The 14331-nt window shown below is 66.5% G+C and carries 16 protein-coding genes and 1 tRNA gene; 9 read left to right on the top strand and 8 right to left on the bottom strand.

All coding sequences use genetic code 11. The features are described from left to right. Positions 1-2 precede the first annotated feature (2 nt). Positions 3-866: an A24 family peptidase gene (locus tag V9K91_RS00665; protein WP_068853817.1), complete on the top strand. Its 864-nt coding sequence runs from the start codon at positions 3-5 to the stop codon at positions 864-866. Between the two features lie 7 nt (positions 867-873). Beyond that, a complete protein-coding gene (coaE, locus tag V9K91_RS00670) occupies positions 874-1482 on the top strand; it encodes a dephospho-CoA kinase (protein ID WP_306987638.1) in 609 nt (202 codons plus the stop codon). Between the two features lie 19 nt (positions 1483-1501). Here the strand turns inward: coaE and V9K91_RS00675 are convergent, their stop codons facing one another. The 4 genes from V9K91_RS00675 to rimK form a co-directional block, all read right to left on the bottom strand. Further along, positions 1502-2866: a HAMP domain-containing sensor histidine kinase gene (locus tag V9K91_RS00675; RefSeq protein ID WP_093533703.1), complete on the bottom strand. Its 1365-nt coding sequence runs from the start codon at positions 2864-2866 to the stop codon at positions 1502-1504. Further along, on the bottom strand, positions 2829-3506 hold the full coding sequence (locus tag V9K91_RS00680; RefSeq protein ID WP_017356179.1) for a response regulator transcription factor: 678 nt from the start codon (positions 3504-3506) through the stop codon (positions 2829-2831). Before V9K91_RS00680 ends, V9K91_RS00675 begins: the two co-directional genes overlap by 38 nt. A gap of 7 nt (positions 3507-3513) precedes the next feature. Then, positions 3514-3984: a hypothetical protein gene (locus V9K91_RS00685; protein WP_336442532.1), complete on the bottom strand. Its 471-nt coding sequence runs from the start codon at positions 3982-3984 to the stop codon at positions 3514-3516. Between the two features lie 232 nt (positions 3985-4216). Then, positions 4217-5122 (bottom strand): 30S ribosomal protein S6--L-glutamate ligase, encoded by a 906-nt coding sequence (gene rimK / locus V9K91_RS00690; protein WP_095363629.1) that lies wholly within the window; start codon positions 5120-5122, stop codon positions 4217-4219. 218 nt (positions 5123-5340) lie between these two features. On the opposite strand from rimK, the gene V9K91_RS00695 reads away from it, so the two are divergent. Then, positions 5341-6120, top strand: a complete 780-nt coding sequence (locus V9K91_RS00695) for a histidine phosphatase family protein (protein WP_095363628.1) — start codon at positions 5341-5343, stop codon at positions 6118-6120. A gap of 1 nt (position 6121) precedes the next feature. Next, positions 6122-6994, top strand: a complete 873-nt coding sequence (locus V9K91_RS00700) for an NAD(P)H-hydrate dehydratase (RefSeq protein ID WP_336442533.1) — start codon at positions 6122-6124, stop codon at positions 6992-6994. 2 nt (positions 6995-6996) lie between these two features. On the opposite strand, the gene V9K91_RS00705 is transcribed toward V9K91_RS00700, so the two are convergent. The 3 genes from V9K91_RS00705 to V9K91_RS00715 all read right to left on the bottom strand — a co-directional run bounded on the left by V9K91_RS00705 (position 6997) and on the right by V9K91_RS00715 (position 9593). After that, the gene (locus V9K91_RS00705) at positions 6997-7356 is read right to left on the bottom strand and encodes a nuclear transport factor 2 family protein (RefSeq protein WP_184126692.1); all 360 of its coding nucleotides are present in this window, start codon (positions 7354-7356) and stop codon (positions 6997-6999) included. 190 nt (positions 7357-7546) lie between these two features. Continuing rightward, positions 7547-7620: transfer RNA gene (locus V9K91_RS00710), tRNA-Gly, on the bottom strand. A 143-nt stretch (positions 7621-7763) separates the two neighbouring features. Next, positions 7764-9593: an autotransporter domain-containing protein gene (locus V9K91_RS00715; RefSeq protein WP_184126691.1), complete on the bottom strand. Its 1830-nt coding sequence runs from the start codon at positions 9591-9593 to the stop codon at positions 7764-7766. Positions 9594-9796: 203 nt separating this feature from the next. On the opposite strand from V9K91_RS00715, the gene thiS reads away from it, so the two are divergent. From thiS to V9K91_RS00735, 4 genes are all read left to right on the top strand, one after another. Beyond that, positions 9797-10006, top strand: a complete 210-nt coding sequence (thiS, locus tag V9K91_RS00720; RefSeq protein WP_249833013.1) for a sulfur carrier protein ThiS — start codon at positions 9797-9799, stop codon at positions 10004-10006. Positions 10007-10085: 79 nt separating this feature from the next. Next, the gene (locus tag V9K91_RS00725; protein ID WP_068853829.1) at positions 10086-10880 is read left to right on the top strand and encodes a thiazole synthase; all 795 of its coding nucleotides are present in this window, start codon (positions 10086-10088) and stop codon (positions 10878-10880) included. Further along, positions 10880-11614, top strand: coding sequence for a tRNA (guanosine(46)-N7)-methyltransferase TrmB (trmB, locus tag V9K91_RS00730; protein WP_336442534.1), 735 nt, complete (start codon positions 10880-10882; stop codon positions 11612-11614). The genes V9K91_RS00725 and trmB overlap by 1 nt, the downstream gene beginning before the upstream one ends. Positions 11615-11641: 27 nt before the next feature. Continuing rightward, positions 11642-13489, top strand: a complete 1848-nt coding sequence (locus tag V9K91_RS00735) for an SLC13 family permease (RefSeq protein ID WP_184126688.1) — start codon at positions 11642-11644, stop codon at positions 13487-13489. On the opposite strand, the gene V9K91_RS00740 is transcribed toward V9K91_RS00735, so the two are convergent. Continuing rightward, positions 13473-13829 carry a Rieske 2Fe-2S domain-containing protein gene (locus V9K91_RS00740; RefSeq protein ID WP_249833014.1) on the bottom strand — a complete coding sequence of 119 codons (357 nt, stop codon included), beginning with the start codon at positions 13827-13829 and terminating at the stop codon, positions 13473-13475. The genes V9K91_RS00735 and V9K91_RS00740 overlap by 17 nt on opposite strands. A gap of 177 nt (positions 13830-14006) precedes the next feature. Here V9K91_RS00740 and V9K91_RS00745 point away from each other — a divergent pair, with 177 nt between their 5' ends. Then, positions 14007-14282: a hypothetical protein gene (locus V9K91_RS00745; protein ID WP_068853833.1), complete on the top strand. Its 276-nt coding sequence runs from the start codon at positions 14007-14009 to the stop codon at positions 14280-14282. The last annotated feature ends 49 nt before the right edge of the window (positions 14283-14331 follow it).

Genomic DNA, 14331 nt, shown 5'->3' on the forward strand with positions numbered 1-14331 from the left:
CAATGGCATTTCTCGACCAGCATCCCGGCCTCGGCTATCCGGCCGCGGCCGCACTGGGGTTGCTGATTGGCAGCTTCCTCAATGTGGTGATCCTGCGCCTGCCCAAGCGGCTGGAGTGGCAGTGGAAGCGCGACGCCCGCGAGGTGCTCGAGCTTCCGGACATCTACGAGCCACCCCCGCCCGGGATCGTGGTCGAGCCGTCGCACTGCCCGCACTGCAAGCACAAGCTGTCCTGGTACGAGAACATCCCGCTGTTCAGCTGGTTGGTCCTGGGCGGCAAGTGCCGCCACTGCCACGCGCCGATCTCCATCCAGTACCCGCTGGTCGAGCTGTTGACAGGCTTGCTGGTGGTAGCGAGCGTCTGGCAGTTCGGCTTTGGCTGGCAGGGCTTCGGCGCCATCGTGCTGAGCTGCTTCCTGGTGGCCTTGTCCGGCATTGACCTGCGCACCCAGTTGTTGCCGGACCAGCTCACCCTGCCGCTGATGTGGCTGGGGCTGATAGGCAGCATCGACAACCTGTACATGCCGGCCAAGCCTGCCCTGCTGGGCGCGATAGCCGGCTACCTGCTGTTGTGGTCGGTGTGGTGGCTGTTCAAGCAGATCACCGGCAAGGAAGGCATTGGTCACGGCGATTTCAAGCTGCTGGCCGCGCTGGGCGCCTGGTGTGGGTTGAAGGGCATCCTGCCGATCATCCTGCTCTCGTCGGTGCTTGGGGCGATCATCGGTTCGATCTGGCTGTACTCGCGCGGCCGCGACCGGGCCACGCCGATTCCGTTCGGGCCCTACCTGGCCCTGGCGGGCTGGATCGTGTTCATGTGGGGCGAGCCGTTGATCAACGCGTATTTGCGGGTGTCCGGCCTGCGCTGAGGCAGCGATGAGCCAGTTCGTGATTGGATTGACTGGCGGCGTGGCCGCCGGCAAGACCGAGGTAACCCGGCGCTTCGAGGCGCTGGGCATCACTATCGCAGATGCCGACGTGGCCGCCCGTGCCGTGGTGGCGGCTGGAAGCGACGGCTTGGCCCGGATCGTGGCGCACTTTGGTTCCGGAATCCTGCTGGCCGATGGCCAGCTTGACCGCGCTGCGTTGCGCGAGCGGATCTTCAGCTCCGCACAGGAGCGGCAGGCGCTGGAAGCCATTACCCACCCTGCCATTCGGGAACTGCTGCGGCAGACCTGTGAGCAGGCTGGGAGCCCCTATGCGATTGCGGCCATCCCGCTGCTGGCCGAAGCCGGCGGCCGCCAGCAGTACCCGTGGCTGGACCGGATTCTGGTGGTGGATGCGCCGGTGGCGGTACAGCATGCGCGGCTGATGCAGCGCGATGGCACCACGGCCGATCTGGCCGACCGGATGATTGCCGCGCAGGCCAGCCGGGAGGAGCGGCTGGCGCTGGCGGATGACGTGGTGGTCAATGATGGGCACCCGGACCATCTGCAGGCGGAAGTGGAGCGTTTGGACGCCGTGTACAGGCGATTTGCCGCGTAGATACACGCCATGAGTGTCGCTACGCCGGAGCGAACGTCAGCGTGGCCACCACGCCCCGGGTTTCGCCTGGCCGCACATTGACCTGCCAGCCATACAGATCGCACAGGCGGCTCACGATCGACAAGCCGATACCGCCGCCCTGCGAGTGGCCGGCGTGGGTGCCTCTATAGCCGCGCTGGAACAGCTTGGCCGCGTCTTCGGCGCTGAGGCCCGGGCCGCTGTCGATCACTTCAACCCGGTTGCCGGTGACCAGCACCCGCACCGAGCCTTCCTGCGAGTACTTCACGGCGTTGCCGATCAGGTTGCCCAGTGCCACCGACAGCGCCGATTCCGGGGCATCGATGACCAGTTCGCGGTCGCCTTCCAGCACCAGCTCCAGCGGCTTGCCGCCGAGCTGGGCGCGGTGCGAATCGAGCAGCTGTTCGGCCACCCGCGCCACGTTGCTGCTGCCCTGCCCGCGCTCGTTGCGCGATAGCAGCAGCAGCGCGCCAATCAGGTCGGTGCATTGCTGTTCGGCACGCTGGATGCGCTGCAGGCGCTGCAGCACCTTGGGGTCCAGGTCCGGCCGGGTCAGCAGCAGCTCGGTGGCACCCCGGATTACGGCCAGCGGGGTGCGCAGCTCGTGGCTGACGTCGGCGTTGAATTCGCGGTCGCGCTGCACCACTTCGGTGAGCCGGGCCGAATAGTCATCCAGTGCCTGCGCCAGCTGCCCGACTTCGTCGTCGGGGAAACGTGGCGCCAAGGGCGTGGGGTCACTGGTACCGCCCCGATAAGCGCGCAGGCGCGCGGCCAGGTCGGATACCGGCTTCATCACCTTCGAGGCCGACCACCAGCCCAACACCAGCGACAACGCACTGAACACCAGCACCGAGAAGAACAGCGCGCGGTTCAACTGCTCCGCGCCGCGCAGGCTTTCGGTCATGTCGTAGGCGAGGAAGAACCACGCATCGGGGGTCTTGCGTACCGCCAGCTTGTAGGAGAAAGGGTTGCCCCGCTCGTCCACGCCGCTCAGGCCGTGGATGCCATCGCGGAATTCGTACCAGTCCGGCTCTTCCTGGCGCAGCGCTTCGAACTTGTCCGGCCCCACGATGCGCGCGCGCATCTGCTGCACGGGAAGGTCGGGGTTGCGCGAGGGATCAGCGAAGTAGCGGCGCGCATACTCGTTGATGTTGCGGTTCATCACGTCTTCGACCAGCTGGTTCTCCACGCGCGCGCGGGCCAGGTTGGTGGCGAAGGCAAACAATGCTGTCAGGCAGAAGCCCAACAGCACGAATGAGACAATGATGCGGCTGCGCAGCCGGCGCCGGTACGGGCCCCGGCGGCGCTCCCCCCTGCCCGTCACCGGATCAGGCTTCCGGGGCGGCGATGCGGTATCCGATGCCATGGCGGGTCTGGATCAACGGCACCTCGAACGGCTTGTCCACCACGGCGCGCAGGCCGTGGATGTGCACGCGCAGCGAATCCGAATCGGGCAGCTCTTCGCCCCACACGCGGGTTTCCAGCTCCTGGCGGGTCACCACGGCCGGGGCCGCTTCCATAAGCGCCTGCAGGATTTTCAGCGCGGTGGGGTTGAGCTGCAGCAGCTTGCCCTGGCGGCGAACCTCGAGGGTATCGAGGTTGTATTCCAGGTCGCCGGTTTCCAGCACCCGGGTCTGCACGCCCTTGCCGCGGCGCGACAGGGCGTTCAGACGCACTTCCACTTCCTGCAACGCGAACGGCTTGATCAGGTAGTCGTCGGCACCGGAGTCGAACCCGGCCAGCTTGTTGTCCAGCGAATCCCGTGCGGTCAGCATGAGCACCGGGGTCTGCTTGCGCGCTTCATTGCGAAGCTTGCGGCAGACCTCGATCCCATCCATGCCCGGCAGATTGAGATCCAGCACGATCGCGTCGAACTCATGCACAACCGCCAGGTGCAGGCCGGTCACGCCGTCGGCGGCGAAGTCCACGGTGTGGCCGCGGTCTTCGAGGTAGTCGCCCAGGTTGGCGGCGATGTCGCTGTTGTCTTCAATTACAAGAATTCGCATGTGACCTCTAGAAAATGGATTGACCCGTGCGCTGTGCGTTGGTCAGGTTCTTCTGCGCGTCGTCCTTGGCGCGCTGACGCTGGGCAACCGTCATGCACTGGGTAGTGGCGCGGTGGGACCCGGTGGTCTTTTCGCGCACGCAGACCTGGCGGCTATCTTCGCGCGCCTTCGTCAAAATCGTGTTCACAATTTGTTGGTCATTGAACAGGGCGATCTTGGAGGGTTCGGGAAGGGTGGCCTGATCCGGGTACTGATCGAGCACGCCATGCATACGGCTCAAGGCTTCGCGGACACGGCTGCGGTCTTCCAGGCGCAGTTCGGAATAGGTTTTGCCATCCCCCATTTCTACTTCGATCCGCTGGATCTGCTCGGCCAGCGGCTTGTTCCGCGCAAAAACCTCTTCGTTGGGGGCTGCCTGCGCGGCACCCAGCGCCAGCAGGAGGGCCGCGGTCCCGGCGGCCAGAATCACTCGCTTCATTTCAACCAATCCTTAGTCAACTGAACGGAAAGCCGAATGTAGCCCCCTCGCCTTCACCTCAGCAAGTGAGCGATGGCAGGGGAAGAAAAAGGCCCAGACGGATCCCGCCTGGGCCTGAAGTCATTCCCGATTACCGTTATCTGCTGAGGAGGGCAGAGCTGCGGTTCGTTGAAGCCTACGCCGGGGGCGATTAAACCGGTGTTAAAACCGGCCAGGCGGCTTCAATAAAAATTCATGCCTTTGATTTTGCTGGCTTTTTCGCAGCAGCCACCTGCCCAGCTACGTGTTCGATGATGCGCCCGGCCAAGTCGTCCTGGCTGATCCCCTCGATCCCTTCCAGGCCGGGAGTGGAGTTGACCTCCAGCACCAGCGGGCCCCGGCTGGAGCGGATCAGGTCTACCCCGGCCACCCCCAGCCCCAACGCCCGGGCCGAGCGCACCGCCACCTGCTGCTCGGCCCGGGTGGCCTTGGCCACGCGGGCGCTGCCGCCGGCATGCAGGTTGGAGCGGAAGTCGCCTTCGGGAGCCTGGCGCTGCATGGCAGCGACCACGTGGTCGCCCACCACCAGGCAGCGCAGGTCGGCGCCCTGGGCCTCGCCGATGAACTCCTGCATCAGGAAATTGGCGTACAGCCCGCGCAGGGCCTCGACGATGCCGCGCGAGGCGCTGGCCTTTTCGGTCAGGATCACCCCACGGCCCTGGGTGCCTTCGTTGAGCTTCACCACGTGCGGGGGCGGGCCCAGCATGGAGAGCAGGTCCACGGTGTCGTCGGGGTTGTCGCCAAACACCGTGACCGGCATGTCGATGCCCTTGGAGGCCAAGATCTGGTGCGCGCGCAGCTTGTCACGTGCTCGCAGGATGGCATCGGACGGGTTGGGGGTGACTGCCCCCATCATCTCGAACTGGCGCAGCACGGCGGTGCCGTAGCGGGTCACCGAGGCACCGATGCGCGGAATCACCGCATCCACCCCGGTGATGGGCCGGCCCTTGTAATGCATGGTGAAGCCGTCGGCGGCAATGCGCATGTAACAGCGCAGCGGGTCGAGCACCCGCACGGTATGCCCGCGCGAACGCGCCGCGTCCACCAGCCGCCGCGTCGAGTAAAGCTTGCTGTTGCGGGAAAGGATGGCCAGTTTCATCGCGGCATGTGCAGGGTGGGGGAAAGCGCGAAGCATAGCGTGCAGCGGGCGCGTGCAGATGACGGCATCGCGACGCCGAGGCACTGCCGCAGAGGCGGCAGGTCGGAGCACGTGTCGGGCACGTGTAGCCGGTCTTCACGATGCTACGCGCATGGCTAACAAGTGGCCCTCTAGCGTGTGTTGGAACGACGCGATGCGATCGCGCAGGCAGCCGGGAGATGCAGGTGGACCAGAAAAGCGCGATGGAGGGCGTCACGGCCCGATGGCCGGACCGGATCTGGGTGGTTCGCCACGGGCAGAGTGCAGGCAACGTGGCGCGTGACCACGCCGAAGCCGAAGGCATCACGCTGATCGAACTGGAGCACCGCGATGCCGATGTGCCCCTCTCTGCGCTGGGGGAACGCCAGTCGGCCGCGCTGGCGGACTGGGTTGCGAAGATGCCCGAAGCAGATCGCCCGAACGTCGTGCTGGTGTCTCCCTATGTACGGGCACGCCAGACCGCTGAGGCCGTTGCGGCGGTGCTTGGGCATCCCAGCAGCGCCTTGATCGTGGATGAGCGCCTGCGCGAAAAAGAATTCGGGGTGCTGGACCGATACACCTCCAGCGGCATCCGCGCGACGTTCCCCGAGTTGGCCGAGCAGCGCAAGCTCGTGGGCAAGTTCTATTTCCGGCCGCCCGGTGGCGAGAGCTGGTGCGACGTCATCCTGCGCCTGCGTGGCGTGATTGCCGACCTGCAGCGCAGCCATGTGGGTGCCAACGTCATGGTCGTGGGCCATCAGGTCATCGTGAACTGCATGCGGTATCTGCTGGAGGGGCTGGATGAGCGCGCGATTCTCGATATCGATCGCGAGGGCGATGTGCCCAACTGCGGGGTGACCGAATACCGGGCATCTGATGCGGGTGATGCGCTGGAACTGGTGACCACCAACTTCGTTCCTGCCGAACTGGCGCAGCAGGGCCGCACCGGCGCGCCGGATACGCCGGCCGGAGCGCGCTGAGATGGACCGGCCTGTGGTTCGTGACCTGACGCCGGCCGCGCTGCAGGCAATGCCCCTCCCGGCGCCGGGCACCAGCAAAGAGGACCGCGGGCGGCTGTGCGTCGTGGGCGGTTCCGTGCAGGTTCCCGGCGCGGCGCTGCTGGCTGCGGAGGCGGCGCTGCGCGCCGGGGCGGGCAAGCTGCAGATCGCGACGGTGCGTTCCTGTGCCACGGCATTGGGGGTGGCCGTTCCCGAAGCGCTGGTGATCGGCCTGCCCGAGGACGCCACCGGCGAGATCGCGCCCGGGAGTCCTGCCCTACGGGCCGCCCTGGAGCAGTGCGACGCCGTCCTCGTCGGGCCGGGCATGCGAGCCACCCCGTTCCTGACCCGGTTTACGCCGCGGCTGCATCAGATGAAGGCGACTGTGGTTCTTGACGCGGGTGCGCTCAACGGCGGCGTGTGTGCCGGTGCGGGCGCGCCGTTCATCCTGACCCCTCACGCAGGCGAGATGGCGTTCATGTGTGGCGGGCGCAAAGAAGACGTGGAGCGCAGCCCGCTGGAGCATGCCATCAAGATGGCGAGTGACACCTCCAGCGTGGTGGTGCTCAAGGGACCGCGCACGTTGATCGTCGGGCCTGATGGAGAGGCGTGGATTCACGAGGGCGGTGGTCCCGGCCTCGGCACCTCCGGTTCCGGTGATGCACTCGCCGGGCTCATCACGGGCTTCGCCGCCCGTGGCGCAACGCCGATGGAGGCCGCGTTGTGGGGCGTGTGGACGCATGGCGAGGCCGGTCGCCTGCTTGCCGGGTCGGTCGGCCCATTGGGCTTCCTCGCCCGGGAGATTTCCCTGCAGGTTCCGGGAATCCTGCAACGCTTCAACTGCGCAGACAGTTAGGGCTACCGCGACTTCCCTGTTGGAACGACAAACGCGCGCAGTTCGGCCATCTTCCGGTCCCGAAAGCGCCACACGTCGCTGTAGGTGAACTCCGTTGGCTGGCCATCTTCGCCGTTGGCCATGATGGTGCCGAGCGCCACCACCGTGTCGTCCTCGGCAATGAGGCGATCAACCTTGAACTGCGGTGGAGTGGCGTAGGCGCCCTTCATCCATTGCCGAACCGCCTCTTTGCCTTCCAGCGTGCCCTCGCCCACCGTCGTCCAGCGGATGTCGTCCGTGCAATGGGAAAGGAATCCTTCATGGTCGCCCGCAACGATGGCCTCGTTGGCCTGCAGCAGGATGGACTTGTTGGTACCAGGCATGGGAAAGCTCCACCGATGGCGCAGGACGCCGACGGGTGGATGGTCACCTCAACCGGGTTAATGCAGTGCAAGAAGATTGATATCGCAGTGTCAGCGCGAAAGCAGCGGCTGCGGTAGAGGTCATGCGTTCGACAGGCGCGGGGATCCGGCGGAATGAACGCCGAGCTCCATCGGGTTGCGCAGCAACCGATGGAGCGGGTGAAGGGAATCGAACCCTCGTCAGTAGCTTGGGAAGCTACAGCTCTACCATTGAGCTACACCCGCTTGGTGCCGGGGAAGTTTAGTTGCCCGGGGGGTTAAAAGGCAACGGGCGGTTTGCGGCCGCCCGTTGCTTTCGGCACGACCAATGGTCGTGCCCTACCGGGTGGGTGCACGGCGAATTTGGCCGTGCACCGCCGGCTTCCGGCTTAGAAGCTGCCGCTCACCGTGGCGAACAGGCTGATGTCGCGTGCCCGCTTCTGTGCCGCAGTGGTGCTCATGCCGACATTGCTGTTCAGGCCGAACATGCTCATGCGCGCACCCAGCACGGCGGTGGCGTAGTTCTTGTCGAACTCCAGGCCCGGCACCTTGTACATGCCCACGTCCGGCATGGTCTGCAGCCAGGCGCTGGCCTGCTTGCCGTCTTCGAACTCGTGGTCGTAGGTGACCTGCACGTACGGCTTGACGCTGCCGCCGTCGAAGCGGGCCTGCCAGCCCACGCGGCCCACGGTGGAGTCGGTGTCCTGGTTGCCGTAGCCCAGCGCGGTGGCGCTCGGGTTGGATTCCACGTAGCCATCCAGCTTGACCTGCTGCCAGATCACCGCAGCCACCGGGCCGTGGCGGAAGCCACCTTCGGTGCCGAATTCGTAACCGGCGTTCAGCGCGGCGGTGAGGTTGCTGCCTTCCGGCGAACCGGTGTGGGTGCGCTCGGCCGGGCCCAGCTGCACGCGGCGGGTCACGTCATAGTCCAGCCAGCTGTAGCTGATCTGGCCGGTGACCCAGGTCTTCTCGCCGTACCAACCCGCGAACAGGCCCAGGGTAGTGTCGGACTGGGTGAAATCACCCTTGCTGTTGCCGAAGTCGGCATCCATGCGGCCATAGCCGGCGAAGCCGCCGACGACCATGCCGTCGTGGGCCCAGTCGATACCAAACAGACCGGCCGGGGCCAGGCCGTCGTACAGGTCAGCGTGGTCGTAGCGCTGCATGTCGCCGCGCAGGCCACCCCACCAGCTCAGGCCATCGGCCGGACGGCCGTCGAGGTGCCCGCTGACCTGGTCGGCGCGCGCACGGCCCACGGTCTGCGCCGAGTGGGTCAGGATCTGCTGGTTGCGCGGGGCTTCCAGGATCGACAGGGTGTACTCACCCAGCATCTGGTGGGTGGCGGTGGTGGGGTGCACGCCGTCGGCGAACACGTAGTTGTTGGCCGCGTTCGGGTTGGCGTAGGCGGTCGGGTTGCAGGTCAGCGACGAGGCCGTGGTGCAGGCCGGGCTGGTGACGTTGATGAAGCCGTAGGTGGCCGGGCTGGCGACGATTTCCTGCAGGATGTGGAAGGTATCCACCGGGATGACCTGCAGGCCGGCAGCCTTCAGGCCACCAAACAGCGCATCGTTGTAGGCCTTGGCCAGCGCGGTGCCCTGCGCCATGCCCACCGCGCCGCCGGCGCGTGCGGCCGGGGTCAGGCCGATGTCGGGCAGGGTCGGCACGACGATGTACTGCGCGCCGGCGCCCTTGAGGGTACCCACGATGCCGACCTGGTCGGTCACGGCCGCGCCGAGGGTGGCCTGCAGCGGTGCGCCGGCCTGGATGGCGAACAGGTCGTTGGCGCCGCCCCACACGGTGTACAGGGCGTTGGCGTCGGCCTTGCCGCCGTTCGCGGCCAGGTACTGCGCGGTCTGGGTCTTGAGCGAGTAGACCGGAATGGCCGGGGTGCCCGGGGCCAGGGTCTGGGTGGTGTCCACGCCGACGCGGGCGCCGCCGATGGCGTAGTTGTCGCCATTCTGGCCGTTGCCGTGGGCGGTCGCGTTGGTGCCGTAGTAGTCGGCCACGTACTGCGCCCACACCCAACCCGGGTTGGTGGTGAACTGGCCGGTCACCGGCTGCACGGAGGCCGGCAGCAGCGGGCGGAAGTAGCCCTGGTCGGTCAGGCTGTCGCCGATGAAGATGGTCTTCGAATAGGGCGACTGCGCCATCGCCGGCACGGCGGCCAGGGCGATGGCCACGGCCATCAGGGAACGCAGGGGACGCTTGCTGAGCAGCATGGAAAAAACTCCTTTTTGGGTTATGACGGCCGACGTACGGCGGCGCACGGTGCCATGGTTCCACTGCACCCCGGCGACATCACGCTGCGCTGCGGCATGGCCGGGGCCAGGGGCACGCAGACGTCAGACACCAAGCGCCGGGACGGGCATCGGTGGGGGCGCAAGGGTACGCAGAAGTGACGACTTTGGGGGACAATCGCGCCATGAACTTCGTCAACATCACGCTCAACGGCGAACCCCGCCAGCTTCCGCAAAGTGCCACCGTGCTGGACCTGCTTCAGGCCGAACACCTCACCGAGCGCCGGGTAGCGGTGGAGGTGAATGCCGAAATCGTTACCCGCAGCCTGCACGTGACCCACGTGCTCGAGGACGGCGACGTGGTCGAGATCGTGCACGCGTTGGGCGGCGGGTGACGATCCACGGTCCGCGTGGGCCGGCCAACGGCCGGCGCTACCGGGTCTGTGCGGCAGTGGGCTGTGTGATAATTCGCTTATGACTGCTCATTCTTCCCCCGATTCGCTGGTGATCGCCGGCAAGACCTACGCTTCCCGGCTGCTGACCGGGACCGGCAAGTTCAAGGACCTGGACGAAACCCGCATCGCCACCGAGGCGGCCGGGGCCCAGATCGTGACCGTGGCGATCCGCCGCACGAACATCGGGCAGAACCCGGGCGAACCGAACCTGCTGGACGTGCTGCCGCCGGACCGCTACACCATCCTGCCCAACACCGCCGGCTGCTACACCGCCGAAGACGCGGTGCGTACCTGCCGGCTGGCGCGCGAACTGCTCGATGGCCACAACCTGACCAAGCTGGAAGTGCTGGGCGACCAGAAGACGCTGTACCCGGACGTGGTGCAGACCCTCAAGGCCGCCGAAACGCTGGTCAAGGACGGCTTCGAGGTGATGGTCTACACCTCCGATGACCCGATCCTGGCCAAGCGGCTGGAAGAGATCGGCTGCGTGGCGGTGATGCCGCTGGCCGCACCGATCGGTTCGGGGCTGGGCATCCAGAACAGGTACAACCTGCTGGAAATCATCGAAAGCGCCAAGGTGCCGATCATCGTCGATGCCGGCGTGGGCACTGCGTCGGATGCGGCCATTGCGATGGAGCTGGGCTGCGACGGCGTGCTGATGAACACCGCCATTGCCGGCGCGCGCAACCCGGTGCTGATGGCCAGCGCGATGCGCAAGGCGGTTGAAGCCGGGCGCGAGGCGTTCCTGGCCGGGCGCATTCCGCGCAAGCGCTATGCGAGCGCGTCTTCGCCGGTGGACGGGTTGATCGGCTGATGACCAATCCCTTCGACAGCGCGGGCGCCAAGGCGCCGCCCAAACCCTTCACCGTCACCGAAGGCCGCCGCGAGGTGCGCAGCTTCGTGCTGCGCCAGGGCCGCTTCACCCCTGCCCAGCAGCGCGCGTTCGACGACCGCTGGCCGCGCTTTGGCCTGGACTTCACCGGCGAGCCGCGCGACCTGGATGCCACCTTCGGGCGCGATGCGCGCAAGGTGCTGGAAATCGGCTTCGGCAACGGCGCCGCGCTGCGCTTTGCCGCGCAGCAGGATCCCAGCCGCGACTACATCGGGCTGGAAGTGCACGCCCCCGGCGTGGGCCGCCTGCTCAATGCACTGGCCGACGACAACGCCGACCACGTGCGCCTGTACCACCACGATGCGGTGGAGGTGCTGGAAAAGGAAATCGCCGATGGCGCGCTGGATGAAGTGCGCATCTATTTCCCGGACCCGTGGCACAAGAAGCGCCACAACAAGCGCCGCCTGATCCAGCCGGGGTTTGCGGAACTGCTGGTGCGCAAGCTGCGCGTGGGTGGCCGGCTGCACTGCGCCACCGACTGGGAAGACTATGCCGAGCAGATGTGGGAGGTGCTGGACGCCACCCCGGGGCTGGTCAACCGCTCCGGTCCGCGCGGGCAGGTGGAGCGGCCGGAGTGGCGGCCGCAGACGCACTTCGAAACCCGCGGCCAGAAGCTGGGCCACGGGGTGTGGGACCTGTTGTACGACCGTACCTGATCCCTATCCAAGGAACCGCGTTACCCCATGGACACCACGCTGACGCTGACCACCGACATGAAGCTCGTCCTGGGGCTGGTCGGCTTCACGATGGCGATGTTCCTGTTCGAGCGCATCCGCGCCGACGTGGTGGCGCTGGTGGTGCTGGTGGTGCTGGGCGTGACGGGCCTGATCGCGCCGGAGGAAATCTTCGGCGGTTTCTCGGGTAACGCGGTGATGAGCATCATCGCCACCACCATCCTCGGTGCCGGCCTGGACCGCACCGGGGCGCTGAACCGGCTGGCGGCGTGGCTGCTGCGGCGCGGACATGGCGTTGAAACCCGCTTGCTGATGATGACCACGGCCATTGCCGGGTTGAATTCGTCGTTCATGCAGAACCCATCGGTGATGGCACTGTACCTGCCGGTGGCCTCGCGGCTGGTGGCGCGCACCGGGCTGACCCTGCAGCGCCTGCTGCTGCCGATTGCCGCGGCGATCGTGATGGGCGGCGCGCTGACCATGGTCGGCAATTCGCCGCTGATCCTGCTCAACGATCTGCTGGCCTCGGCCAACAACAATCTTCCTTCGGGCCTGGCCACGATCGAACCGCTGCGCATGTTCGCGCCGCTGCCGATCGGCCTGGCGCTGCTGGCCGCGTCGCTGCTGTACTTCCGCTACTTCGGCGACCGCAAGCTGGTGGAGGAAGAAACCCTGGCCAACGACGGCGTCACCCCGGCCCGCACGGAAAGCTACTTCGCCAAGACCTACGGGATCGAGGGCGATGTGTTCGAGCTGGTGGTCAGCGCCGAAAGCCCGCTGGTGGGCATGACCCTGGGCGAGGCCGAGAACCTGCACGATGCGCCGTTGATGCTGGCGCTCAAGACCGGCAACGACACCCGGCTGGCACCGCCGGCGGAAATGCGGATCTGGGTGGGCAGCGTGCTGGGCGTCATGGGCAGCCGCCAGCAGGTAGGCGATTTCGCCCAGAACCAGTTCCTGCGCATGTCCTCGAGGCTTAAGCACCTGGGCGACCTGTTCAACCCCAGCCGCGCGGGCATTTCCGAGGCGGTGATTCCGCCTACCTCCGAGGTGATCGGAAAGAGCGCCTCGGACCTGCGCCTGCGCAAGCAGCGCGGCATCAGCCTGCTGGCGATCAACCGCGACAAGCAGGTGATCCGCGAGGACGTGCGCAACGTGCCGCTGCGCGCCGGCGACATGCTGGTGTTCCACAGCATCTGGACCGACTTGGCCCAGGCCGCCAAGAGCCGCGACTTCGTGGTGGTGACCGATTACCCGAAGGGCGAACAGCGCCCGCACAAGTTCAAGATCGCCATGTCGATCTTCGCCATCACCATCCTGATCGCGCTGACGTCGAAGCTGCCGGTGGCATTGACCCTGATGACCGGCGTGGCCGGCATGCTGCTCACCGGCGTGCTGCGCATGGACGAGGCGTATGCCTCGATCAACTGGAAAACGGTGTTCATGATGGCCGGGCTGATTCCGCTCGGCTGGGCGATGGACAGCAGCGGCGCGGCGGCCTGGGTGGCCGGGCACACCATCGACCGCCTGCCTACCGGCATTCCGGTGTGGGTACTGGAGATCGCGCTGGCGCTTCTGACCACGGTGTTTTCGCTGGTGATCAGCCATGTAGGCGCGACCATCGTGATGGTGCCCATTGCAGTGAACCTGGCGCTGGCGGCCGGTGGCAGCCCGACCGCGTTCGCGCTGATCGTGGCGCTGTCGGCGTCCAACAATCTGATGACCGCTTCAAACCCGGTGATTTCGATGATCACCGGACCGGCCAACTACACCCCGCGCGAGTTGTGGCGGGTGGGCGCGCCGTTGTCGTTGATCTACACCATCGTGGTGGTGGCGATGATCAACCTGATGTTCTGAGGAACACCTGGCCGTCGCGCACGTGCAGCGGCACGGCGCGCAAGCGGTCGCCCTTGCACGGACCGGCCACGCAGTTGCCGTCCACCAGCGAGAACGATGCGCCGTGCGCGGCGCAGACCAGCTCGCCGGCCTTGCTCTTGAGGAACTGGCCCGGCGCCCAATCCAGCCGGCGCCCGGCGTGGGGGCAGATGTTGAGCCAGCCGCGCACATCGTCGCCCTCGCGGTACAGCACCAGCGACTCGTGGTCGCCGTCGATGCACCCCTCCGCCTCGGCAAATCCCCCGTCGACAATACGTTCCAGCGCGATCAGGGCAGTGGCGGAGGCATCAGGAACAGACATGGAAACAGGATCCAGGGCGCGGTACACGATTGTCGCACGCCCTCATCTGGCTGGCTCTGCGATGAACACAAGTCATTGATTTCAAATAAACGCAGGCCCGGTTTAACGAGTTTTTCACTCAATGACAAAAGACTGCCGGGATACTGACATCTCGCTGACTTCAGCCAAAGAACCGCCATGTACAACCGCTTCCAGTTCAACCAGTTCCGCTCCCTGTTTGCGCCGCGCAAGCCGCGCCATCCGTTGGTGCGCGTTGCGGTGGGCCTGTTGGGTCTGGCGATCCTGGCCGCCCTGGTGTTCGTGGGTGTGTTCGTGGGCGCGGCGATGATCATCGCCGGCGTGGCGTGGAAGCTGCTGGCTTCGCGCAGGCAGGCCGCGCGTGCGGCCGATCCGCAGGTGGTGGAAGGCGAGTACCGCGTGGTGCGCAAGCAGGCGTTGCCGCTGTCGCGTTGAGTCCGGTCTGCCGACTAACAGTCGGCACTACACGATCTGCGACGTGGCG

Source organism: Stenotrophomonas sp. CCNWLW57, from assembly GCF_037203925.1.
Classification (GTDB): domain Bacteria; phylum Pseudomonadota; class Gammaproteobacteria; order Xanthomonadales; family Xanthomonadaceae; genus Stenotrophomonas; species Stenotrophomonas rhizophila_A.

Coding starts and splice junctions, on each gene's coding strand:
- V9K91_RS00695 (WP_095363628.1), top strand. CDS start 5,341: ATGCAGGTGGACCAGAAAAGCGCGATGGAGGGCGTCACGGCCCGATGG.
- V9K91_RS00675 (WP_093533703.1), bottom strand. CDS start 2,866: ATGGCATCGGATACCGCATCGCCGCCCCGGAAGCCTGATCCGGTGACG.
- thiS (WP_249833013.1), top strand. CDS start 9,797: ATGAACTTCGTCAACATCACGCTCAACGGCGAACCCCGCCAGCTTCCG.
- V9K91_RS00705 (WP_184126692.1), bottom strand. CDS start 7,356: ATGCCTGGTACCAACAAGTCCATCCTGCTGCAGGCCAACGAGGCCATC.
- V9K91_RS00680 (WP_017356179.1), bottom strand. CDS start 3,506: ATGCGAATTCTTGTAATTGAAGACAACAGCGACATCGCCGCCAACCTG.
- V9K91_RS00740 (WP_249833014.1), bottom strand. CDS start 13,829: ATGTCTGTTCCTGATGCCTCCGCCACTGCCCTGATCGCGCTGGAACGT.
- V9K91_RS00715 (WP_184126691.1), bottom strand. CDS start 9,593: ATGCTGCTCAGCAAGCGTCCCCTGCGTTCCCTGATGGCCGTGGCCATC.
- V9K91_RS00685 (WP_336442532.1), bottom strand. CDS start 3,984: ATGAAGCGAGTGATTCTGGCCGCCGGGACCGCGGCCCTCCTGCTGGCG.
- trmB (WP_336442534.1), top strand. CDS start 10,880: ATGACCAATCCCTTCGACAGCGCGGGCGCCAAGGCGCCGCCCAAACCC.
- V9K91_RS00665 (WP_068853817.1), top strand. CDS start 3: ATGGCATTTCTCGACCAGCATCCCGGCCTCGGCTATCCGGCCGCGGCC.
- V9K91_RS00745 (WP_068853833.1), top strand. CDS start 14,007: ATGTACAACCGCTTCCAGTTCAACCAGTTCCGCTCCCTGTTTGCGCCG.
- coaE (WP_306987638.1), top strand. CDS start 874: ATGAGCCAGTTCGTGATTGGATTGACTGGCGGCGTGGCCGCCGGCAAG.
- rimK (WP_095363629.1), bottom strand. CDS start 5,122: ATGAAACTGGCCATCCTTTCCCGCAACAGCAAGCTTTACTCGACGCGG.
- V9K91_RS00700 (WP_336442533.1), top strand. CDS start 6,122: ATGGACCGGCCTGTGGTTCGTGACCTGACGCCGGCCGCGCTGCAGGCA.
- V9K91_RS00735 (WP_184126688.1), top strand. CDS start 11,642: ATGGACACCACGCTGACGCTGACCACCGACATGAAGCTCGTCCTGGGG.
- V9K91_RS00725 (WP_068853829.1), top strand. CDS start 10,086: ATGACTGCTCATTCTTCCCCCGATTCGCTGGTGATCGCCGGCAAGACC.